Here is a 22605-nt window from a genome sequence, read left to right as displayed (position 1 = left end):
CAGCCTTTTGGACGGTCTACAACCCCTGATCCAATCAGCAGCCCGCCAGCTCGCGTCGGGCTGCAGCCCTCAATTTCACGCTGCAGTCTGCCGCGACTTACTCCTCACTCGGGTCGTAACTGTTCACATTAGGCACTTGCAGATGCAGGCGCCCAAGCAAGTCAATCAACGTGTCGACCTCCGCCGGGGTCAGTCCGCTGAGCAGACGCGATTCTCGCTCAAGTGCAACTTTGAGCACGCGGTCATGCAGTTCTTTGCCGCTGGCCGTCAATCGCACGGTGTAACGCCGCGCGTCCTTGGGATCCAGCTGACTGGTGATCCGCCCCGCCGCTTCCAACGTCTGCAATGAACGACTGACGGCGCTCTTGTCGAGACCGATCGCCTGACAGATTCGATTGGCGGTGATGTCGGATTCAACGGCGAGCATGGAAAGCATGCGCCATTCAACCACGCCGATGCCGAAGTGTTTGCGATAACACTGGGAAGCCCCGGTGGCGAGCTTGTTCGCGAGGAACGTCACCAGGCCAGGTACATAACGCGACAGGTTCAGTTGTGTATCGGTAGCCATCGATAAAACACCGTAGATCGAAGATCCTGCAATTTGGTTGACACCGCAACCAATTTATCTGAGGATTCACTCAGCCAATCATTGCGGACAATGCGCCGCATGATACGCCGTAGCACCACCTCAAAAAAATAATTAACAGGTCTTGCTTATGAACCCTCGCCAGCCGTGCCCTTCCGTGGCGCCCATGAATACCTACCGTTTCTACTTCTTCGCGCCCGGCTGATTCGTCACCCGCTCGCCCCCCTTTTTGCCGTTCGTTTTTCAGCAGCCACTTCGATGTGGAGGGAGAAGTCATGCTTCAAGTCAACGTCACCCGCAAGGTCGTCGAGGCCGAGGGTATTTGCAGTTTCGAGCTGTGCGCAGTGGACGATCAGCCGTTACCACCGTTCGACGCCGGTGCACACATCGACATCCACATCGGCGCAGGTCTCATCCGCCAATACTCACTGTGCAATGACCCCAGAGAGCGTCATCGCTACGTGATCAGTGTGCTGAAGGATCCTGCCTCGCGCGGCGGTTCTGCTGCGATGCACGACACCATCAGCCAGGGGCAGATTCTCAGCATCAGCGAACCCCGCAACCTCTTTCCACTCGCGAACTCAGCCAAGCGTCACCTGCTGTTTGGCGGTGGTATTGGCATTACGCCGATGCTGGCAATGGCCCACGAACTTCATCATCAAAGCGCGGATTTCGAGCTGCATTACAGCTTTCGATCCAGCGAGCGTGCCGCGTTTATCCAATACCTGAGGCAAGCGCCGTTCGCCAGCCACGTGCACTTGCATGACGACAGCGGATCGCCCGAACAGAAACTCGATGCAACCGCCCTCCTCGCCGCGCCAGATACCACTACTCACCTTTACGTGTGCGGCCCCGCCGGTTTCATGAATTTCATCCTCGACACCGCGCAGATCGCTGGCTGGCCGGAAGACCGCGTGCACAGAGAGTTCTTCGCCGCAGCTCCCGTCGATGACAGCGCGGATACGCCGTTCGAAGTTCAGCTCGCCAGCAGCGGGCAGATTTTTTACATCCCCGCCGATCGCACGGTCTTCGAAGTGCTCGATGAGGCCGGGATCGCCATCGAGTCATCGTGCGAGCAAGGCGTCTGCGGCACCTGTGTCACGGTTTTGCTCGAAGGCTTTGCTGATCATCGTGACCAGTTCATGACGGCTGCAGAACACGCAGCCAATGACCGTTTCACCCCGTGCTGTTCACGTGCCAAATCGCCCCGCCTGGTATTGGATCTTTGACCTGAACCGAGCATCGAACGCTCGCTGGAGAACATCATGACGACCGCAGCCCAACCTCTCGCACACGAAATTGCCCCGGCCAATGCGCCAAGTTTCCCGCTCGATCAATGGTACGTCGCGGCCTTGAGCCGGGAGCTGAATGACCAGCCCCTTGGCCGTACGTTGCTGAATAAACCGGTGGTGCTTTTCCGCACGGCGGATAACCAGGTCGCCGCGCTGGAGGACCGTTGCTGCCATCGGGCACTGCCGCTGTCCGGCGGCACGGTAGAGGAACGCGGTTTGCGCTGCGGTTATCACGGTCTGTTATTTGATGAAGGCGGCAAATGCATCGAAATTCCTGGCCAGGACAAGATCCCGAGCAAAGCCAAAGTCCCTGCCTACACCGTCCGGGAGCAGGATCAGATCATCTGGATCTGGTTTGGCAGCGCTGAGCATCCAGAGCCGACATTCGCACCACCGGTCTACGACGTGCACAGCAGCGGTAAATACCTGTTCGACGGTGATGTCTATCACTACGACGCGCCCTATCAACTCATCCACGACAATCTTATGGATCTCAGCCACCTGGGTTATGTCCATCTGCACACCATTGGCGGCAACGCCAGCATTCACATGAATGCGCAGATGAGCGTGGACGGCGACGACTCGATGGTTCGCGTGGTTCGCCACATGCCCGACTCCGTTCCGCCGCCGACCTACACCGCGGCCTACCCGTTCAAAGGCAACATCGACCGCTGGCAGGAAATCGAATTTCACTTCAATCACCTGCGCATCTGGACTGGCGCGATAGACGCGGGCACGGACGATCTGAACAACCCGGATCGAGGCGGTTTTCATATGCGTGGTTTTCACGGCGTGACACCGGAGACAGACACCACAAGCCACTATTTCTGGACCATGGCCACCAACCCTGAACATGATCCCGAGGCCGTCACAGCCAAAGTTCTGCACCAGACGCGATTGACGTTCGACGAAGACAAAGTGGTGATCGAAGCGCAGTACCAGAACATGTGCCGGTTCGGTACACGCCCGATGATTGATATTCACGTCGACGTCGGCGCCAATCGTGCCCGCAGAATCATCGAACGACTGCGCAACCCGACGAGTTGAAGGCCTTAAAACAGTGGCGGCGGCAAACGCCGCCCACTGTGTACAAAGCCTCTGCCCTGCTAACGCGGCGGAAAAACTACGCCGACGCGCTCGGCATACTTCAGCCATGCGGCCTTGAGCCGTTCGACCGTCTGCGGCTGGGCAGCCGCCAGGTCATGGGTTTCACCACGATCCTGCGCAACATCAAACAACTGCCATTGCGGCGGCTGCGTGTGATCGCCAAAACCTGCTGGCGGGCGCATGCCCAACAATTTGAGACTGCCCTCACGATAATAAGCATTGCCGAACAACTCGCCGGCCAGACTCTCAGCGTCGTGGGGGCTGCCTTTGCCTTCAAGCATGGGCAGGATGGATCGGCCGGTAATCGGCAGTTTGTCCGCTTCGCTCGGCAAAGCGATGCCCGCCAAATCAAGGAATGTCGGTGCCAGATCATCCACCCGCGCCACGCCCCTTTCTACGCCCTGACGACGCAGTGTCTTGGGCAGTTGAATGATCGCCGGCACACTGATTCCGCCTTCGGCCGTGGTGCCCTTGAACAAGTGAAAAGGCGCGGCACTGACTTCCGCCCAGCGCAATCCATAGTCGATCTGCGAGCCGCGCTGGCCCAGATTGGCCAGGCTGTTATCGGTGTTCGCGCCGGGTGGATAGAACTGCGCATGGTTTTCCGCCGCCGCGCCGTTGTCGGACATGAACACGATCATCGTGTTGTCGTACTGGCCACTTTGGCGCAGGTAGTCGATCACCCGGCCAATGTTGTGGTCGAGGTTATCGACCATTGCCGCGTAGATTTCCATTTTCCGCGCTTCGACTTTCTGCTGCTCAGCCGTGAGTTGCTGCCAACCGGGCAGTCTCGGGTTAACGGGCAACGGTTGCGCGGGCTGAAAGTCCTTGTCCAGCAAGCCGAGCTTTTTCAGCCGCTCAATGCGCGACGAGCGCACGGTGTCGTAGCCCTGATCGAAGCGGCCGCGGTATTTGTCCAGGTATTCCTTGGGCGCTTGCAATGGCCAGTGCGGTGATGTGTAGGCGGCATAGGCAAAAAACGGTTTGCCTTGGCGCTGGGTGTTTTGCAGATAGCCAATCAGCTTGTCGGTGTAAAAGTCTGTGGAGTAGAACGCGTCGGGCACCTCAACCGGCTGGCCGTTTTCACGGTAATGCACTTGCTCCAACGGTGTGGGTGCAACACTGGCGGGCTTGAAGTGCGTCGCCCCGCCTTCCAGCAACGTGAACGACTGCGCGAAACCGCGCCGATCCGGGCCTTGGTCGGTTTCCAGCCCCAAGTGCCATTTGCCGACCATCAGCGTGTTGTAGCCGCCCGCTTTAAGTAGCTCGGCAACCGAGTAGGCCCGCCCATTCAGGTACCCCTCATACCCCGGTTTACCCTGTTGAAACGGTTGCAATGCTTCGGCCATGGTGCCCAGCCCGACAAGGTGATTGTCAGTGCCGGACAGCAACATCGAGCGGGTGATGGAACAGGTCGGCGCCGCGTACATGCTGGTGAATTGCACGCCCTGTTGCGCCAGTTCATCCAGCCTGGGGGTGTGAATCTCGCCGCCGTAGCTGCCCAGATCCGAGTACCCGAGATCGTCCGCCACGATCAGCAGAATATTCGGTTGGCTGGCCGCCATGGCCGCGCCGCCGCCCATTGCCAGGGCGCAAAACAGTGCCGTCAGCGGAATTCGCGTGAGTGCCATCGGTGTTCTCTTATTGTTGTTGAAGGAATGTCTCGAACAGCCCGGTCACTCTTCGAAAATAGCCACCGCACGCACAAAACCTGCAGACGCACGGCGGATCTTGTAGGGAAAGCACGACACCGTGAAGCCGCTCGCTGGCAGGGATTCGAGGTTGGCCAGTTTCTCCATCTGCCCGTAGCCGATATCGCGCCCGGCCTTGTGCCCTTCCCAGATGATCGAGGCATCGCCGCTGGCAGCAAACCGTTCACGGGTGTATTTGAACGGCGCGTCCCAGCTCCAGGCATCCGTGCCGACCACGCGCACGCCGCGCTCCAGCAGATACATCGTCGCTTCGCGCCCCATGCCGATTCCCGCATCGAGATACCCCGGCTGACCGAACAGCGCGCCGGCGCGTGTGTTGATCAGCACGATATCCAGCGGTTGCAGCACGTACGAGATACGTGCCAGTTCCGCTTCGACCTCTTCAGCCGTCACCACGTGACCGTCGGGCAAATGGCGAAAATCCAGTTTGACCCCCGGTTGCAAACACCAGTCGAGCGGCAACTCGTCAATGCCAAACGCCGGCTCGCCGCCATCGGTGGTCGAGGCGTAATGCCACGGCGCATCCATATGGGTGCCGCTGTGGGTGGTGATCTGCAAGCGCTCGGCGGCCCACGATTCATTGCCGGGCATCTGCTCAAGCTGCAAACCCGGGAACATTGCCGCCATCTCCGGCCAGCCTTGCTGGTGATCCATGTAATCGATTTTCGGCAACAGCGGTGGCGGGTCTGTGTACGGGTTGTTATCGAGGGTCACCGAAAGGTCGACCAGACGACGTTTACGCTGGATGGGTTGTGACATGGGGCGTATCTCCGTTCAACGGCAGAGGCCGATAAGGGGCTGGGTTGAGGGCGTTGCGAACAAGCGTGGCGACATTGCCGTCATGGCTGAAGCCGGCAGCGCGGGCCTGCGGGGTTTTCATGGGCGGCATGCGCCCGAACAGGGTTTCCAGATCAAGGTCCGCGGCGAAACTGATCAGCGCACGCCGTTGCTCGCCGTAATTCGCCGCCAGCGCATCAATGACCTGGGCGATGGACAAACGCAGCACCGGCAGTTGCCAGACCCGCTGTTGCGCGGCGGCGTCATCCAGTTCGGCGGCGTGGATCAGGTTGTTCACGCAGCAGCGCGCGGACATCCACCACGCCGTCGCCTGCGGTGATACCGGGCAGCAATACTCAGCGCCCTCGGCAAATGCACGCATCAAGTCGCTCATGAAGGCCGAGCGCAAGCCGTTGGGTTCACTCGGGCGCGCGACAATCCCCGGCAGGCGCACCGCGCGGCCATCGACTTCAGCGCGCCGACCCAGATCGATCAGCGCGCGCTCGACCATCGCCTTGTGTGTGCCGTACGACAATTGCGGGTGCAATTCAGCCTGCTCGCTCATTTTTGCCGGCAGATCGGCGCCGTACACCGCAACGCTGCTGGCATACACCAGCACCGGTGGACGTGCCTTGTTGCGCAGTTGATCGAGCAGTTCGAGGCTGGCCAGCAGGTTGACCTGATAACCCGATTCGTAATGCGCCTCCGCCGCTCCGCCGGGGATGCTGACCAAGTGAAACACCACATCGATGCCATCGGCCAGGACACGGCGCATCAACGCCGCATCCGTCACGCTGCCGCTGTGCCGACGCAGACGCGGGTCGTCGGGCAGGCCTTCGACATCGGTGTCCAGCACCAGCAACGAACGAATGACTTGCCCGCGCAGACTGCCGCGCGCAAGCAGACAACGCAGCAGTTCGCGACCGACAAAGCCATTGGCTCCGGTAATCAGTACACGCATGGGCGTTCCTTAGCCGTGGGCCTTGACGACGCGTTGATCGATCGCACCGAATAGCGACCGACCATCGCTGCCGGTGACGTCCATGCGCACGCGATCGCCGAAACGCATGAAGCCTGTCACCGGCGCGCCCTGCTCGATCATCTCAATGGCCCGACGTTCGGCGATGCACGCCGAGCCGACGTTGCGCTCGGCGTTCGACACCGTGCCGGAACCGATCAGCGCACCGGCGCGCAGGCGACGGGTCAGGGCCGCGTGGGCGATCAGCTCACCAAAATGAAAGTTCATCTGCGCGCCTTGCGGCTGGCCAAACCACTCGCCGTTCCACTGCACTTGCAGGGGCAGATTGACGCGACCGTCTCGCCAGGCTTCGCCGAGTTCATCCGGGGTAATCGCCAACGGGGCAAAGCTGGAGGACGGTTTGGCTTGCAGAAATCCGAACCCGGTGCGCATTTCCCGCGGAGCCAGTGCACGCAGGCTGACATCGTTGATCTGCAGGATCAGCTTGATGTGCTGCAACGCGCTTTCGGCCGAACAGCCCATCGGCACATCATCGACCAGCACGACAAATTCACCTTCGAAATCGATGCCCTGACTTTCGCTCGGCAATTCGATGTCATCGTGTGCGCCGATAAAGTCATCACCGGCGCCCTGGTACATCAACGGCGTACGGTCGGCGCCTTCGATCGGGTCGAGGTTGAACGCCTTCTGCATCAGTGCGCCGTGACTGAGAAACGCCGAACCGTCGCACCATTGATAAGCACGCGGCAACGGCGCCATGGCCTGTGCGGGGTCGAAGGCGAAGGCCTCACGGCAATCGTGGTTTTCAAGCTGACGCGCCAGGGCTTGCAAACGCGGCTCGGCTTCGCGCCAGTTTTCGATGGCCTGCTGCAAGGTCGGCGCGACCGAGCGGGCGTCCAGCGCTTGGGCCATGTCGCGCGAAACCACCACCAACTGGCCGTCACGGCTGCCGTTTTTCAGGGTTGCGAGCTTCATGCTTTTTCTCCCGTGCAATCTTGCAGTTCAGCGGCGAAACGCCCGTCCAGCAGGATGAAGACCATGCGCGCCATGGCCTCGGTACGGTTGCTCCACGCGTGATTCGTGCCGCGCTGAACCACCACGTCGCCGCGTTTGAGGTGGATTTCTTCATCGTCGAGCACCAGCCAGACTTCGCCTTCGGTGACGATGCCGTAATCAAGGGTTTCGGTGCGGTGCATCAGTTTGTGCCGCGAGTTCGCCTGGCCGGTGCCGGCATGCGCCTGGCCTATCTCGGCGAATGCAGCCGCTGCATCGGCCTCGCTGACCTGGTTCTGCACGCTGTCTGGCGGAATGTCGACGACACGAATCACACTGCCCAGCGGGTCGGGGCTCAGCTGCAAGGGTTTGCGGGTTGGATCATCGGCATTGTCCAGCATTGCCGGACTGCCGCTGCTGTTCCATATTTCATGAAATACCGTGCCTGGCACCGCTTGCAGTGCGAAGACGTTTGCGGTTGCTGCGTGACTGGCGACGACCGCGCGGCCCTGGGCATCATGCCCGGTGACCACGCGTTTGAAGGGGGGAAGCGCTTGCATGGAAATTCCTCGTTCAATGGCCATTGCTGATGGAGTCGTGCCCGCCGACATTGGTGCGGGTCAACAGTCCACCGAGCCTCGGCACGGACAGACAAAACAGCGCCACGAGCAGTTGCAGCCAACCAATCATGGTCAAGGCCTGCGGCAACGCCGTGGAAACCCCGGAGGTGATGGCGAGCACCACCAGCGGACTGATGAACTCGCCGGCAAAAATCGCTGCGGTGAAACACCCCGCCGCTCGCCCGCGCTGAGCAAAACCGACTTGCGCCATGATCCAGGTGATCAACGTTGGCAACATCAGGCCGATGCCCAGACCGTTGACCAGCACCGCGACCACCACTTGCGCGTGACTGCCGGCGGCGGCCATCAACAGGCCGCCGATGCCGGCCAGGCCATAGGCAATCAGCAACAGATGCTGGCTGCGCAGACCGCTCAACAAACGGAAACTCAACGCCCCGACGAGCACGCCGAGTTGATTGGCGCCCATGGTCATGCCGATCTGCTGCGGAGCATCCACGTGCAACAGGTTGAGCAAATAGCCGGCCTGCACCGGCACGATGAACAGGCTCAGGCCCGCAAGCAGCGACAACGCATACAGGGGCGTCAGTGCGCGCCACGGAAACAGGCGCTGGACTGGCACCGGCGCTGCCGGTTGCACGCGGGATTGCGGTTCCCAGAGTTTCCACGCCATCAGCGGCAGGAAGATCAGCCCGACCGCGTACAGCGCGAACGGTGTGCGCCAGTCGTCCTGTCCGAGAAAACCACCCAGGGCGATAAACACCGCAGCGGACAGCGAGGTCGCGACCATCTGCAGCGCAAACAGGCGTTCACGGCGCGCGCCGCTGTAGTAGTCGCCCATCAGCGTGGTGCAGCAGGTCATAATCCCCGCCTCCGCCAGACCGATCCCCGCCCGGCTGGCGACAATCGCCGGCAGCGAATCCAGCCACAGCGGCAACACACCGCAGAGCGTGTACAGGGCCATGCTCGCCAACAACAGCGGTTTGCGTCCGAGCCGGTCGGCAATGACCCCGGCAAACGGCGCCAGCAATGCAATCATCAGGGCCGGCAAGGTCAGCACGATCGGCACCAGCACCGTACTGCCCGCGACCTCGGCAAAATGGGCCTGCATGCGCGGCAATACCGGCGCGAGCAATACCGCGCCAAGCACTGGCAGACAGCTGCCGAGCAGCAACAGCAACGATTGCGTCAAGCCAGCGTGGCGGCCGCTGTTTTCCAATGAGGACTCAACGGCCATGACAGGTCTCCCGATGACGTGCTTGATGAACATCTACCGCCACGGCTCGCGCCGGCACGGCCAGATTGATGGCCTCCTCCGGCGTCTCTGCGTCGGTGTTCGTGCGCCGAGCAGGCAGCAGGAAGTACGCCAGCGCCGGCAATAGCAGCAGCGCGCCGACCATGTTCCAGACGAACATGAACGCCAGCAGCACGCCCATGTCGGCCTGGAATTTGATCGGCGAGAAGATCCACGTGGCCACGCCAATGGCGAGTGTGATGCCGGTAAGCATCACCACTTTGCCGGTGGACACCAGTGCGCGGTAATAAGCCTCGGACAGGCTCGCGCCCTGGCGCAGATGGCCGAGTAGGATGCTCATCACATACAACGCGTAGTCGACGCCAATGCCGACACCCAAGGCGATCACCGGCAACGTCGCGACCTTCACGCCGATGTTCAGCCAGACCATCAACGCTTCACAGAGGATCGAGGTGACCATCAGTGGAATTACCGCACACAGCGTGGCGCGCCACGAGCGGAAGGTGATCAGGCACAGGACGATCACCGCCCCGTAGACCCAGAACAGCATCTCGCGATTGGCTTGCTTGACCACGATATTGGTTGCCGCTTCGATGCCGGCATTGCCCGCTGCCAGCAGAAACTGCACATCATCGTTGTTATTGGCAGCGGCGAATTGCTCGACATGATCGACCAGCCGCGTCAGCGTTTCAGCCTTGTGATCGGTGAGGTAGGCGTACAGCGTCAACAGGCTGCAATCCTCGTTGTACAAGCCGCGCGGTGCACTGGCGGTGATCATGTTGAGCATCGCCTGATTGTTTTGCAGCTCGTACCACTTGGCGCTGCCTTCGCTGAGGCCGACCAGCATGCGTCGATTGAGCAAGGCCAGCGAGTTGGTCGAATCTACCCCCGGCAGCGCACGCAGTTGCCAGTCCAGCGCATCGACCTTGGCGAGGATGTCGTAACGCGCACACTGCCCGGCCGGGGTCTTGACCATCACCGCGAACAAATCACTGCTGGCGCCGTAATGCCGGGTCAGAAACCCATCGTCCTGGTTGTAGCGTGAGTCGGCCCGTAGCTCCGGTGCGCCGGCATCCAGATCACCGATCTTCAATTGCAGGCTGACCACAAAGCCCAATGCCGCCAGCGCCAGGCTGATGACAATGCACAGGCTGGCCCAGCGACGTCGGGTAAACAGATCGAGAAAGCGCCAGAAGCCATGACGCCGCGCGCCGGCCTGATCGTTCTGCTCGCTCTTGAGGCTCAATTGCGCCGCGCGCGGCGTTACGCCGACATAGGACAGCAACACCGGCAGTAGAATCAGGTTGGTGAAAATCAGCACCGCCACACCGATACTGGCGATCACCGCCAGATCCTGAATCACCTGGATCTTGATCAGCATCAGCACGGCAAAACCCACTGCGTCGCAGAGCAATGCCGTCAGCCCGGCCAGGAATAGTCGGCGGAAGGTAAACCGTGCGGCAACGACCCGATGCATGCCGCGACCGATGTCCTGCATGATGCCGTTCATTTTCTGCGCGCCGTGGCTCATGCCGATGGCGAACACCAGAAACGGTACCAGCACCGAATACGGATCCAGTTGATAGTCGAGCAACGGTAACAGACCCAACTGCCAGACCACCGCCACCAGCGAACAGAACACCACCAGCACCGTGCTACGCAGGCAGCGTGTGTACCAGAACAGCACGGCGGTGGTGATCAGGATTGCGACGGCGAAGAACAGCAGGATCTGCTTGAGCCCGGCAATCAGGTCGCCGACCTTTTTCGCGAAACCGGTGATGTGGATGGCGATCCTGTCGTTCTGGTACTCGCTGCGCAACGCCTCCAGTTGCTCGGACAACACCGAGTAATTCAGCGCCTGGCCGTCGGCAGTCGTCGCCAGCAATGGCACGTAAATGATGCTCGAGGTTTGATCGAACGCGACCAGCTGGCCGAGCTCGTTGGAGCGCTGCACATTACGGCGCAAGGCCTCGAGACTGGCCGGGGTGCCCGCGTAGTCATCCGGAATTACCGGGCCGCCATCCAGGCCGTCTTCAGTCACTGCGACCCAACGCGTTGCCGGCGTCCACAGCGACTTCATGTAGGCGCGATCAACGCCGGGCAGCAGGTACAGCCTGTCGCTCAACGCCTGCAAGGTTTTCAGATACTCAGCGTCGTAGATATCGCCCTGGCGATTGGCGACGACGATGCGCAAGGAGTTGCCCAGACCGCTGAGCTGCTTTTGATGTTGCAGATAATTGGCAATGTAAGGCTGTTGCGTGGGAATCATCTTTTCGAAACTGGCGTTCAGCTCGACACGCGTGGCCTGATAGCCCAAGAAAAGCGTGGTCACCAGGCACACCAGCAACACCCACAACCGGTGATTGAACAAAGTGCGTTCCACGACCGAGCCGGAGCGCGGGTCGAAACTCGCCAGGCTCGCCGTGGCGTTGTCGAATGGTTTCATAACCTCACTCCGAAGCAGTAGCGGTGGGCGACGCCAGGCGCGTCACCCCGGTGAAACCGGCCAGCACCAGGCTGCCATCGGCGGCCTGCACGACGCTGGCAATCGGTTTGCCCAGCGGTTTGCCGAAAGGCTGCAGGGTGGGTGCATCACCCGAGGTGCGAAACATTGCGCCCGCCTGATTGACCAACAACAGCTGGCCGTCAGCGCTGCGGATCGCATCACTGAAGGACACGGGCATCGGTACGGGCGCGGGCACGAAGCTGTTGCCGTCGTCGGTGGACATGAACGCGTTGCCTTTCAGTCCTGCCGCCAGCAGCGCGCCGTCATCGCGCACTTGCAGGGCAAAGAAGCTGCCGCTGTACGGGCTGTCGAGCGCGACGAAGGATTGTCCGCCGTCCTCGGAACGCGCCACATAGCCTTGCTCGCCAGCGACGAACCAACGCTCGCCTTGTTGCGCGATGGCATACAGATGCGCGCCCATCGGATTGTCGATATGGCCCATCAGCGACTTCCAGCTCACCCCGCCGTCTTCGGTGCTAAAAGCGAGGCCGTAGGCGCCGACGATCAGGCCGTGAAGCGCATCGGTGAACTTGAGGCTCAGAAACGGTTTGTCCGCGCCTTCGCTGACCATGCGTTCGGCGGTTTGCACGCGTGCCGCCGCTGCGTCGGGATCAGTCGCTGTCGGCAATTGCTCGCGTGCGGCGTGCAATTCCAGTTGCGCAGCGCGGTTGCCGTCCAGCTGCAACGCCCAGTTTTCCCCACCGTCATGGGAAACCAGCACCGCACCGGCATGGCCAACCGCCCAGCCCGTGTTGGCATCGACAAATTGCACCGCCGTAAGGCTGACGGAGACCGGCACCTGCGCCTGCCGCCAACTGATCCCGTTGTCATCGGAGAGCAAGACGATGCCGCGCTCGCCGACCGCCACCAACCGCGCCCCTGCCCGCGCCAGATCAAGCAGGACGGCTTGCCGGGCCTGCGGCGCGCGCATCGCCGGGGTGTGCAATACATCACCGACGACAGCGGCCTGAGCCTGACTCACGGGTAATACGCAAGGCAGCGCCAGTAACGCTAACAACCGCCCGAGCACCTGACAGATTCTGTTCATACCGACCTCGAAACCACCTGTGAAACCGGATCGCCACAGCGTGTCGCGATCCGGCCCGATTCAACGAACCCCGGCACCCGCCATCGCCGCCGGCGAGAATTCCGATGCCTTGTAGCGATCGACCACGCCGTATTGCTCAGGCAGACCGGTATAGACGTTCTGGATAAACCAGGCGCCGGAGGTCAGGTCGTAGAACCCCGAAGACAGCTGCGCTTGCGCTGGCAGATCCGGCAGCACGGCCGGCAGCGACCACAAGGTTTTGGCGAGCTGGCCGTTGGCGTCCCAGCGATCGCCGAGCATCGCTTGCCAGGTGTCTTCATCGAGGTAGTAGCGGCCCTTCGGCAATTGGTGGCGCTTGCCCGGCGCGAGTTCGGCGTCCACCACCCATACGCGATGCAATTCCCAACGCACGTAATCGGGATTCATGTGATGGGCCAGAAACAGGTCTTCCGGCTTGCCGGCCGTGAGGACTTTGTTGGTGTTGTAAGGGATATACATTTCCTGCTTGCCGACCAGTTTCCAGTCGAAGCGATCGATGCGCCCCTGGAACACACTCAACTCATCGAACGACATCACCCCGGCGGTGGCCGGCGTCGGTGTGTCACAGCAGGCATTCGGCAACTTGCGCACGCGGCGCTGGCCGGTCAGATAGACGTGAGCCTGGGACTTGTCGCCGTTGATATTGGTGCGCCCCATGATTTGCTCACCGGCTCGCAGCGGCGGGCCGACGTTAAGCAGGCGGAACAGCCAGTAATCACCGGCGAAGCTTTCCGGCGTGCCGTCCTGGTAGTAATAAGGCATGTCCTGAATCGCCTGGCCGTCGGTGGTCATCACCTGTTTGCCGTCTGCAGTCATCAGGTAATGGCGAAAGTGCATGGCCAGTGACGTGCCGCGCCAGTTGAGGATGTGGTTCCACATGGCTTCGGCGCCGTTATGCGGAATCGGGAATGGAATCCCGCCAAACGCACCTTCAGGCACCGGTCCTGCGCTGCTGTCGACCAGCTTGGCGCGGGTGGCGTTTTTCAGGGTGTTGTCATACACCCATTGCGGCGCGGCGGCCGAGCGACGAGTCGGATAGACATCGATGCGATAGGTCTCGGGAAAACGCTTGAACATTTCCTTGGTGCCATCGCTGAGCTTGGCGGCGTATTGCGCCAGGTTTTTCGAGGTGATGCTGAACAGCGGCTTGTCGGCTGCAAACGGATCGTTGCGCTTGCCGCCCGGTTTGTACGCCGGGTCGACCTTGGTGTAACCGCCCTGCCAGGCCGGAATGCTGCCGTCGGCATTGCCTGCGCGCTCGGCGCCCATTGGCGTGAGACTGCTCGATAGTTTGGCGGCCTCTTCTGCGGTGGCCGCCGTGGCTCCCTGACTGAGGACGGTCAGCGTTCCGAGCAAGGCAAAGCACAGGGCCTTCAGCTGTGGGAAGCGATTGTGGTGGTGAGAAGTCATGCGCAAGTCCTCTTAAAACGTGGTCTTGACGGAGAAGGCGAGGTAATCCCGATCCTTCAACGATTGCTTGTAATTGAACTGGCTGAGGCCGTTGAGGTTGGTATCCTCGGCGCCGTAGTAATGCGTGTAGGTCAGGCCGGCCGTGACGCGATCGAGGTAAGTGGCGGTGATGCCGATGTTGATGTCGCCGCCGTTGTCCGGGCCGAACGAGCTGACCACCGCTGATTTGCCCAACGGGAAATAACTCACGCCAACGGGAATGCTGATATCGATGCCGGAGAAGAACTGGCGGTACGTCGGCGTGTAGACGACTTTGAAACCCAGGCCATCATCGGTGGCGTTCGGGTCCAGCGCCGCGCGATTTTTGGTCACACTGAGCAAGCGGTTCCACGCCACTTCGCCGACCAGGCCGGACTCGCGGGCGATGAAGTTCGGGCCAAAGGACGCCAACACGTTCAAGTTGACGTGAGCGGTGCGACCCACGGCGTACAGCGCGTCATCATCGTTGTCGGCAATGACGCCGGGCAGCACGGTCTGACCGTTCGAAACCAGCGGCATGTTCCAGCGCATCGACGCTTCACCGGCGAAGCTGTACTCGTCCACGGTGGTGGAAAAACTCGCGCCCAGCGCGCGAATATCTTCGGGGTAAACCCAGTAGTACTCGCCGATCTGTCCGGTGCTGAAGTTCGGCGCCGCGGTCGATGGTTTCAGATACAGCTTCGGCGTCTTGTCGTGGTACTGGATGGCGTACAGGCCGTACTCGACGGTCTCAGCGCTGTATTTCAGTTGCAGACCGCCCTGCCCCGAAATGCGTGCTTCCTTGTCATTACCGTGGAAAAACGCGGCGGGACTGGCCGGGTTACCGCCGAGGAAGGCCGGGAACGGCGCACCGACGATCAAACGCTCATTGCCTTCGCCAATGGTGTCGCTGGTGGAGAAATAACTGCCAGCGGCGGGCAGGCGGGTTTCTTCCCATTCGAGTTGGTAGTAGGCACCGAGCGATACGTCGTCAGTCAGTTGGAACGTGCCAGACAGTTGATTGACCGGACGGGTGATTTCCTTGAACTGCGTGTTCGGCACCGACTGCGCCTTGACCACGTCAACCGGGGCCATGCCACCGGCAATGCCGTTGGCGCCGAAGAACAGGCTTTCGCCCCAGATCAGGCCATGACGACCGGCGCGCACCGAGGTTGCACGGTCGGCCAGTTCACCGTTCCAGTAGACGAACGCGTCGAGGATTTCGCCGTCGCCACCATGCAAATGACGGGTATCGTCGGTGAACTCGTCGTAGTCCACGGAACGTGCGTTGGCGCGGGACGGGTCGTTATTGTCGTTGTTGCCCTGGTACTCGCTGTCGTACCACGCTGCGCCGCTCAAACGTGCGCCGAAATCCTGAAACGACAGATCCAGCTCCGAGAGGATGTCGGTGCGATTGGAGATCAGGCCTTTCTTGAAGGCACGATCACCATCGTCCTGATTGAGCGCCACCTGACCCTCGGTCAACTTGCTGCTCGGATTCTGCGTGCGCCAGGCAGCGCTGTACTTGACCGTGTTGTCCCAGCGCAACTTGAAATCCGGGTTGCCGGTATCGATGTCGAAAGCCTGAGCGGCCTGGCTGCACAGCACCAGCAGCGCAGCGACGCTCAAACCAAAGGGTGCAGACGAGCAGACCGGGCGACGCGCGAGCGCCGCAGTCGTAGAACTAACCATCGCGTTAACCTCTTGTTTTTATAGTGGTAACTGCTGTGGATGCGTCGCAGGTGGCGCCTAGATCGGCTCGGCGGTGCGCGCGAGCATTTGCTTGACCAGGCCGATGCGATCGAAGTCGCGGTCGTGTTGCATCTCCTTGTCACCGACCAGCACCGAGCTTTCGCTGATGTATTTGCAACGCTCGAAGCGCCGCGCCATGAAGCGCTGCAGCTGCTGTTCGACGCTGGTGGAGGCGGACTGCTCGCGAGTCAGTTCTTCGCTGAGCACAATCGCGTCTTCGATGGCCATGCCCGCGCCTTGACCGAGGTGCGGCGTGGTGGCGTGGGCCGCATCGCCGATCAGCAGGACGCAACCGCGATGCCACGCTTCATCGACAAACACCACTTCCATCGGCTTGTAGACGACCAGGCTGTTGTCAGTGATTTGCTCGCGCAGTTCGCCGATCAGCCCGGTAAAACCTTGCAGGCGCTGGCGCATCTGCGCCGCCAGATCGGCAGGATCCATCCACGGATTGGACGGTTCGTGGGAGGTCAGAAACAGGTACATCAAGTCGCCGGCCAGCGGCACCAGCCCGGCGTTGCCGTCAGCGCTTTGATAGTTGGCCAGATGATCGATTTGTGGCGCGCGGGGAAAGTTGTAGCGCCACACCGATTGACCGGTGAAACGCGGGGTGTAGGTATCGCCGAAGACCAGGCTGCGCACTTTCGAGAACAGACCATCGGCGCCGACCACCAGGTCATAGCGGCCACGACTGCCGTCGGTAAACAACACGTCGACCTCCGTGCCGTTGTCGTCCAGCGCTTCCACACTCAGGCCCAAACGCACGTTGGCGCCGAGGTGCAGGGCGGTTTCGCTGAGGACTTTGTGCAGCGCCAGGCGGGAAATGCCGACGTTGGCGGGATACTGCGGGCCGGCCAGTCGCTGACCCGGAATGCGCGCCAGTTGCTGTCCGCCGGGGCCGTATATGGCGACGTCTTCGAAGGCATAAGCGGCATCGAGATAGCCGTCGAGAACGCCGAGCTTGGCCATTTCACGAACGACGTTGCTCTGTTGGATAATCCCGACGCCGTAGACTGTCCATTCGGACTTGAGCTCGATCAGGTCGACCGCGATACCTTTACGCCGCAGGGCGATGGCCGCACACAAGCCGCCGATACCACCGCCCACGATCAGAACGTTGTTCACTGCACTCATGGTGTTCTCTCTTTTTATTCTTGTGATCGATGCTGCGTCGGGCACGGCATCGTTGGGTGAAGCTTCCCGGCAAAGCAGGGATTTGACTAATCGCGAGTAGGGATGCGATGTATCGCCGTACGCGATACCTCGATTTATCCCGGCTCAGGCATTTGCACCAGCAGCCAGCCGTCGTTCTCGCCGCACGGCAGCGCCTCCAGCCTTTGGCCCAGGCACGGCCCGTAAATGCACTCGCCCGTCGCCGGCAGGAATTGCGCACCGTGGGCGTAACAGACGATCAACTGGCCATCGGCGGACAGGAAACGGTCCTTGCGATACTCCAGGCGCACATCCAGATGCGGACAACGGTTGCGATAGACCCGCACCTGATTGTCGTGACGCAGGGCAAACACGCTGTCGCGGCCCTGCGCCAACGGATCGAATCCGCGCGCCCGGCCCTCCTCCAGTTCGTCCAGCCGACACAGTGGCTGCGCAATGCCGCTCATGATCAGCGCCTGCCTCAACCGAGTTTTGGCGGCGGTCCGCCCGGGGCCCATTTTTCTTTCGCGCTGAACAGGAACAGCTGCGAGTTATCCGCCGATAGCGGCGCGCGACGGGCCTCCCAGGCGTCATCGTGCTTGTCCATGTCGGCGTCGTATTCGATGTGGCAGCCCAGCGGACTGTTGAAGTACCAGAACCAGTTGGAGCCAAACAGGTGACGACCCGGGCCCCAGAAACTGGTCCAGCCTTTTTGCTCGAAACGCGTCCCGGCCAGCAGCACTTCGGTGCCACTGCCCATGTGGAAGGTGAAGTGTTCGCAGCCCTTCATGTGCGGCGGGGTCTGGATCATGAACAGGCAATGGTGATCGTCAGAACCGGCCGGGCGCATGAAGGGGCCGGCGCCAATGAAGGTGTCGGTGGTGCGAAAACCCAGGCGCTCGGCGTAAAAGGCTTCAGCTTTTGCTGCATCAGGGACGAAATACACCACGTGCGACAACGTGCGCGGGACAGCGCCCATATCGAGAGTAATGCCCGGCTGGTTAAGTGGCCGCTGTGGCGCATGGCCGGCGGCGTTGGTCAGGTCATTCGGTGCGCTGAAAGGCTTGCGGATGCTGACCTGAAACGCGATGGCGAAACCCATGTCGTCAACGCTGTGCAGCACGCCGTGTTGATCACGACGGACACTACGATCACGGGCCAGCTCATCTTCGATGGCATCCAGATCGCTGAGCGCAGCGACCCCGTAGACCGTCTCGCGAATCGACGGCGCCGGGCCGATTGCCGCCGGCAAATCAGGATCGTCGGCTCGACGGATAATCACCGCGGTGCCGTCCAGCGCTTCGAAACGCCCGCCCTCGCTGTCAACGCCAACCGGCGCAAGGCCGTAGTCGCGCAGGCAATCGGTGCAGGCTTGAATGTCATCGACGCCAAAAATCAGGGCGTCAAGGCCAATGATGTTCATGGCTTACCACTCCATTGAAATTATGATCCGGTGACCGTCGCCGTGGACGCCTTGCAGCGCGCCGGGCCTGACTGGAAACCGGTGGTGGTGTCGGCAGCGGGGCCGACTGCGGCGAAGATTGGCGCAAGGGCTGGCAGCTGACTAATCGCGAGTCGGGATGCGACCTATCGGCAAACGCGATACCTGCGAGGAAGGTTGACGCGCCGATGGATTCGTTCGAATGTATTGCGAAAATAAATACAAAAACGGACCTGCCCATGCGTTTCAACCATCTGGACCTGAACCTGCTGGTCGCGCTCGATGTATTGCTCGAAGAGCAGAACATCACCCGCGCCGCTGAACGCCTGCACATGACCCAATCCGCCACCAGCGGCGTGCTTGCGCGTTTGCGCACCTACTTTGAAGATGAGCTGCTGGTCCAGGTGGGACGCAAGATGCAGCCCACGCCCTATGCCACAGAACTGGCCAGACCGGTGCGTGAAGTGCTGCTGACGATCCAGTCCTCGATTACCGCCAAACCGGTGTTCGACCCGGCCACCAGCAAGCGACATTTTCGCTTGGTGACCTCCGACTATCTGATCAGCGTGCTGTTCGCCCAGGTGATCCAGAACATTCATCAGCAAGCGCCCAACATCACTTTCGAAATGCTTGGCCCCAGCGACAATTCCGGCGAGTTGCTGGTACGTGGCGAGGTCGATCTGATGATTGTTCCCGAGCGCTACATCATTGATGGCCACCCTTCGCGCCTGCTGTTCGAGGAAGATCACGTGTGCGTGGTCTGGCAAGGCAATACGCAAGTCGGCGACACCCTGACCCTTGAGCAGTACATGGAGATGGGCCATGTCTCGGTGGGCTTCGGCCGTACCCGACACATGAGCATCGAAGAATGGTTCATGAATCAATACGGCTTCAATCGGCGCATTGAAGTGATCACCAGCGACTTCAATACCTTGCCGCAACTGATCGTCGGCACGCAGCGCATCGCCACGATGCACCAGCGCCTGGCGAACCTCTACGCGCACTATCTGCCGCTGCGCATCCTGCCGCCGCCGGTGAAAATCCCGATCATGCGCGAGTACATGTTGTGGCACCGCAGCGTTGACGGCGACCCGATGCACCGCTGGCTGCGCGAACGCATCAGCGAATCCATCCAGCATCTGCAACACGCGCCCATCGTATCTCGCGATACCTCGTATCCGCCGTCACGATTGGCCAATTAGTCGGGTGATCCTTAACGTGCCTTGGGAATGCCAAGGCAACCATAAGGACAACAATAATCATGTTTCGCTATTTCCCGACCAACTACGTTTGGAATCTCTCTGTCGACCTGGCCATTGAAATGGGCGCCCGCATGGGTGAAATCGAAGAGATGTGCGCCCCACTGCAAGAGGCGGCCAAGCAGCCGGACGCGGCCGGCACCCGGGCCTTTCGCGAAACCTGGGCGAAAATGGCTGACAAGCTTTGCGGTCTGGCCGAGGAAGACGAAGGCAATGGCCGGATGCTCTCGGCTGGCGAAAAATACAACCGCGCCGCCACTTACTATTTGACCTGCGAGCGCCTGCAAGCCCACGGCGCTCCGGGGCGTACCGAGCTGTATCAGCGTTTTCTGCAAACCTTCAAGCGCGGCGTCGAACTGTCGCGGGAAAACTGTGAACGGGTGGAAATCCCGTACGAGGGCAAACATCTTTCCGGCTTGCTGGTGCGCGCCGAAGGCGTCGAGGGGCCGGCGCCGATTCTGGTGCAGGTCAATGGTCTGGACTCGACCAAAGAAATGAAATACCGCGTGGGCCTGCCAGCCTGGCTGGCGAAACGAGGCATCTCTTCGCTGATCATCGACCAGCCCGGCACCGGCGAAGCGCTGCGCCTGCATGGCCTGACCGCACGATTCGACAGTGAACACTGGGCCAGTCGCGTAGTTGACTGGCTGGAAAGCCGAAGCGACGTTGATGCTGCACGCATTGGACTCGAAGGTGTCTCGTTGGGCGGTTATTACTGCCCGCGGGCGGTTGCATTCGAACCGCGCTTCGCCTGCGGCGTCGTCTGGGGCGCCAACCATGACTGGCGTGATGTGCAAAAGCGTCGACTCGAAAAGGAAGGCAGCTTCCCGGTGCCGCATTACTGGGCGCATGTCTGCTGGGTGTGGGGCGCCAAGGACGTCGAAGAGTTCATGACCATCGCCGAAAACGTCCACCTCGATGGCGTGCTCGACCGGATCAAAGTGCCGTTCCTCGTGACCCACGGTGAACAGGATTCGCAGATTCCGTTGAAGTGGGCGCATCGCACCTATGAACAACTGGTCAACAGTCCAAAATGTGAACTGAAAGTGTTCACTGAGCGTGAAGGTGGTGTGCAGCATTCGAGCTTCGACAACAGCATCAATGCCGGGCAATACATTGCCGACTGGGTCGCCGAAACGCTGGGCGGCCGTACCGCCTGATCACTGAAAGACATGCACAAACAAACGCCGGACAATCTCTCGATTGTCCGGCGTTTTCGTTAACGGCTTCAGCTCCGCGCAGCTATTGACACGATCAATGCGCAGCCATCGATGCAATCTGCTGGTGGCCCCCTCGCCTGCTCTTTAGCCTCATGTGCAGAACAATCACAAAGCGAAGACGCCATGACCGCCCTGCACCTGAAATGCCAGACCCTGTTTGACGGCACCGGACTGGAAACTCGTCAACAACAGACATTGATTGTCGAAAACGGCCTGCTCAGTTACGTCGGGCCTACTGCGTTGGCACCTGCTCCCAAGCCAGGCGATGCCCTGCTGGATGCGGGGAGTAATTTTGTCATGCCAGGGCTGGTGGACGTGCACACGCATCTGGCCTTCGGCAACGCGCAAAGCGAAGAAGACATTGATCTGTGGACCAGCGACGAATTTCGCGCATTGCGCGGGATGTTCTTCGCGCAACACGTGCTGGCCGCCGGCGTCACCAGCATGGTCTGTCCCGGCGACAGCGGCCAGCTCAGCATCGCGGTGCGCAATGCCGTCACCGCAGGTTTATTCGAAGGTCCGAGGATCGCGGCCAGCAGCCGTGTCATTACCAATCGCCAGAGTCTCAATGACTGGTTCCCGAGTCGGGTGGGCGCCCCGGAATACTTCACCGCCCAATTGGTCACCAGCCGTAGCGACGCCCTCGCGGAGATCCGCAAGCAGGCCAAGGATGGCGTTGACCTGATCAAGATCGCCATGGACGGCACGCACCGTCGCCCCAATGGCGAAATCATTGCGGCCTTTACCGCCGACGAAACCTTCGAAATGGTCGAGGAAGCGCATCGTCTGGGCTGCAAGGTCGCCACGCATGCCTACGGGCGCGAGGCCGTGATGTACGCGGCGCGCGCGGGCGTTGATCTGGTTTTCCATGCCTTTTACATGGACGATGCGTGCATCGAAGCGCTGCTTGAGGCCGGCAGCATCCTCGCCCCGACCATGACCTTCCCGCAGAACACCGTGGATTTCTGCCAGCCCCACGACCCGGCGATCAGCACCGGTTATGCCGGTTATTGTGCGCGCACACTGGAAGTCGGCTCGGCGGTCCTTAAACGCGCCAAAGCAGCCGGCGTACCGTTTGCCTGCGGCAGTGATAGCGGGTTCGCGGTAACGCCTTACGGCGAGTGGCACGCCCGTGAGCTGGAGTTGCTGGTGACCCGGCTTGGATTCACCCCGGCTGAAGCGTTGTACGCCGCGACCGCTGTCGGTGCGCGCTGTATGCCGCGCGGTGAAACACTCGGGTCGCTGCAAGTGGGCAAGCAGGCGGATTTTCTGCTGCTCGACGGTTCACCGCTGGATGACATCCGCCTCCTTCAGGATCGTTCGCGGATCAAAGCGGTGTACAAGGCCGGCCAACCGATACGCATGGATCGCAACCCCTACAACCCCAAGCAAGTGTCCGATTTCAATTCGCTGAAATGGACTGATCTTTACACCCGCGACCGCGTTGCCCAACTAGGCAAATGGGCCGTTTGAGGACAGAA

The 22605-nt window shown here is 60.9% G+C and carries 19 protein-coding genes; 5 read left to right on the top strand and 14 right to left on the bottom strand.

The annotated features are described in order from the left end of the window. Positions 1 to 97: 97 nt before the first annotated feature. On the bottom strand, positions 98 to 568 hold the full coding sequence (locus ACM6IV_RS25990; RefSeq protein ID WP_122692564.1) for a MarR family winged helix-turn-helix transcriptional regulator: 471 nt from the start codon (positions 566 to 568) through the stop codon (positions 98 to 100). Positions 569 to 861: 293 nt separating this feature from the next. On the opposite strand from ACM6IV_RS25990, the gene ACM6IV_RS25985 reads away from it, so the two are divergent. Next, the gene (locus ACM6IV_RS25985) at positions 862 to 1815 is read left to right on the top strand and encodes a PDR/VanB family oxidoreductase (protein ID WP_414872225.1); all 954 of its coding nucleotides are present in this window, start codon (positions 862 to 864) and stop codon (positions 1813 to 1815) included. Positions 1816 to 1851: 36 nt separating this feature from the next. Next, positions 1852 to 2925 (top strand): Rieske 2Fe-2S domain-containing protein, encoded by a 1074-nt coding sequence (locus ACM6IV_RS25980; RefSeq protein ID WP_414872224.1) that lies wholly within the window; start codon positions 1852 to 1854, stop codon positions 2923 to 2925. Positions 2926 to 2984: 59 nt separating this feature from the next. Here the strand turns inward: ACM6IV_RS25980 and ACM6IV_RS25975 are convergent, their stop codons facing one another. The 13 genes from ACM6IV_RS25975 to ACM6IV_RS25915 form a co-directional block, all read right to left on the bottom strand. Next, positions 2985 to 4616, bottom strand: coding sequence for an arylsulfatase (locus ACM6IV_RS25975; RefSeq protein WP_414872223.1), 1632 nt, complete (start codon positions 4614 to 4616; stop codon positions 2985 to 2987). Between the two features lie 45 nt (positions 4617 to 4661). Further along, positions 4662 to 5456 carry a cyclase family protein gene (locus ACM6IV_RS25970; protein ID WP_414872222.1) on the bottom strand — a complete coding sequence of 265 codons (795 nt, stop codon included), beginning with the start codon at positions 5454 to 5456 and terminating at the stop codon, positions 4662 to 4664. Continuing rightward, positions 5434 to 6435, bottom strand: coding sequence for an NAD-dependent epimerase/dehydratase family protein (locus ACM6IV_RS25965; protein ID WP_414872221.1), 1002 nt, complete (start codon positions 6433 to 6435; stop codon positions 5434 to 5436). Before ACM6IV_RS25965 ends, ACM6IV_RS25970 begins: the two co-directional genes overlap by 23 nt. A 9-nt stretch (positions 6436 to 6444) precedes the next feature. After that, entirely contained in the window at positions 6445 to 7428 is a 984-nt protein-coding gene (locus tag ACM6IV_RS25960; protein WP_414872220.1) for a fumarylacetoacetate hydrolase family protein, read from the bottom strand. Continuing rightward, the gene (locus tag ACM6IV_RS25955; protein ID WP_414872219.1) at positions 7425 to 8006 is read right to left on the bottom strand and encodes a cupin domain-containing protein; all 582 of its coding nucleotides are present in this window, start codon (positions 8004 to 8006) and stop codon (positions 7425 to 7427) included. Before ACM6IV_RS25955 ends, ACM6IV_RS25960 begins: the two co-directional genes overlap by 4 nt. Before the next feature lie 13 nt (positions 8007 to 8019). Next, positions 8020 to 9261 carry an MFS transporter gene (locus ACM6IV_RS25950; RefSeq protein WP_414872218.1) on the bottom strand — a complete coding sequence of 414 codons (1242 nt, stop codon included), beginning with the start codon at positions 9259 to 9261 and terminating at the stop codon, positions 8020 to 8022. Further along, complete coding sequence (locus ACM6IV_RS25945) at positions 9251 to 11725, bottom strand: efflux RND transporter permease subunit (RefSeq protein ID WP_414872217.1); 2475 nt, start codon at positions 11723 to 11725, stop codon at positions 9251 to 9253. The genes ACM6IV_RS25950 and ACM6IV_RS25945 overlap by 11 nt, the downstream gene beginning before the upstream one ends. Before the next feature lie 4 nt (positions 11726 to 11729). After that, on the bottom strand, positions 11730 to 12833 hold the full coding sequence (locus ACM6IV_RS25940) for a WD40/YVTN/BNR-like repeat-containing protein (RefSeq protein WP_414872216.1): 1104 nt from the start codon (positions 12831 to 12833) through the stop codon (positions 11730 to 11732). Positions 12834 to 12893: 60 nt separating this feature from the next. Then, positions 12894 to 14282 (bottom strand): DUF1329 domain-containing protein, encoded by a 1389-nt coding sequence (locus ACM6IV_RS25935; RefSeq protein WP_414872215.1) that lies wholly within the window; start codon positions 14280 to 14282, stop codon positions 12894 to 12896. Positions 14283 to 14294: 12 nt separating this feature from the next. Further along, complete coding sequence (locus ACM6IV_RS25930) at positions 14295 to 15992, bottom strand: DUF1302 domain-containing protein (protein WP_414872214.1); 1698 nt, start codon at positions 15990 to 15992, stop codon at positions 14295 to 14297. A 57-nt stretch (positions 15993 to 16049) separates the two neighbouring features. Continuing rightward, positions 16050 to 17186, bottom strand: coding sequence for an FAD-dependent oxidoreductase (locus ACM6IV_RS25925; protein WP_414872213.1), 1137 nt, complete (start codon positions 17184 to 17186; stop codon positions 16050 to 16052). 134 nt (positions 17187 to 17320) lie between these two features. Further along, on the bottom strand, positions 17321 to 17671 hold the full coding sequence (locus tag ACM6IV_RS25920; RefSeq protein ID WP_414872212.1) for a Rieske (2Fe-2S) protein: 351 nt from the start codon (positions 17669 to 17671) through the stop codon (positions 17321 to 17323). 14 nt (positions 17672 to 17685) lie between these two features. After that, a complete protein-coding gene (locus ACM6IV_RS25915; protein ID WP_414872211.1) occupies positions 17686 to 18627 on the bottom strand; it encodes a VOC family protein in 942 nt (313 codons plus the stop codon). Between the two features lie 257 nt (positions 18628 to 18884). On the opposite strand from ACM6IV_RS25915, the gene ACM6IV_RS25910 reads away from it, so the two are divergent. The 3 genes from ACM6IV_RS25910 (at position 18885) to ACM6IV_RS25900 (ending at position 22597) form a co-directional block, all read left to right on the top strand. Further along, the gene (locus ACM6IV_RS25910) at positions 18885 to 19847 is read left to right on the top strand and encodes a LysR family transcriptional regulator (RefSeq protein ID WP_414872210.1); all 963 of its coding nucleotides are present in this window, start codon (positions 18885 to 18887) and stop codon (positions 19845 to 19847) included. A 59-nt stretch (positions 19848 to 19906) separates the two neighbouring features. Then, positions 19907 to 21064: an alpha/beta hydrolase family protein gene (locus ACM6IV_RS25905; RefSeq protein ID WP_414872209.1), complete on the top strand. Its 1158-nt coding sequence runs from the start codon at positions 19907 to 19909 to the stop codon at positions 21062 to 21064. Positions 21065 to 21247: 183 nt separating this feature from the next. Continuing rightward, positions 21248 to 22597 (top strand): amidohydrolase family protein, encoded by a 1350-nt coding sequence (locus ACM6IV_RS25900; RefSeq protein ID WP_414872208.1) that lies wholly within the window; start codon positions 21248 to 21250, stop codon positions 22595 to 22597. Positions 22598 to 22605: the final 8 nt, after the last annotated feature.

The organism is Pseudomonas sp. IT-347P (assembly GCF_949768005.1).
Taxonomy (GTDB): Bacteria; Pseudomonadota; Gammaproteobacteria; order Pseudomonadales; family Pseudomonadaceae; genus Aquipseudomonas.
The sequence above is the reverse complement of the archived record's forward strand: the minus strand, read 5'-3'. Positions and strand labels throughout refer to the sequence as shown.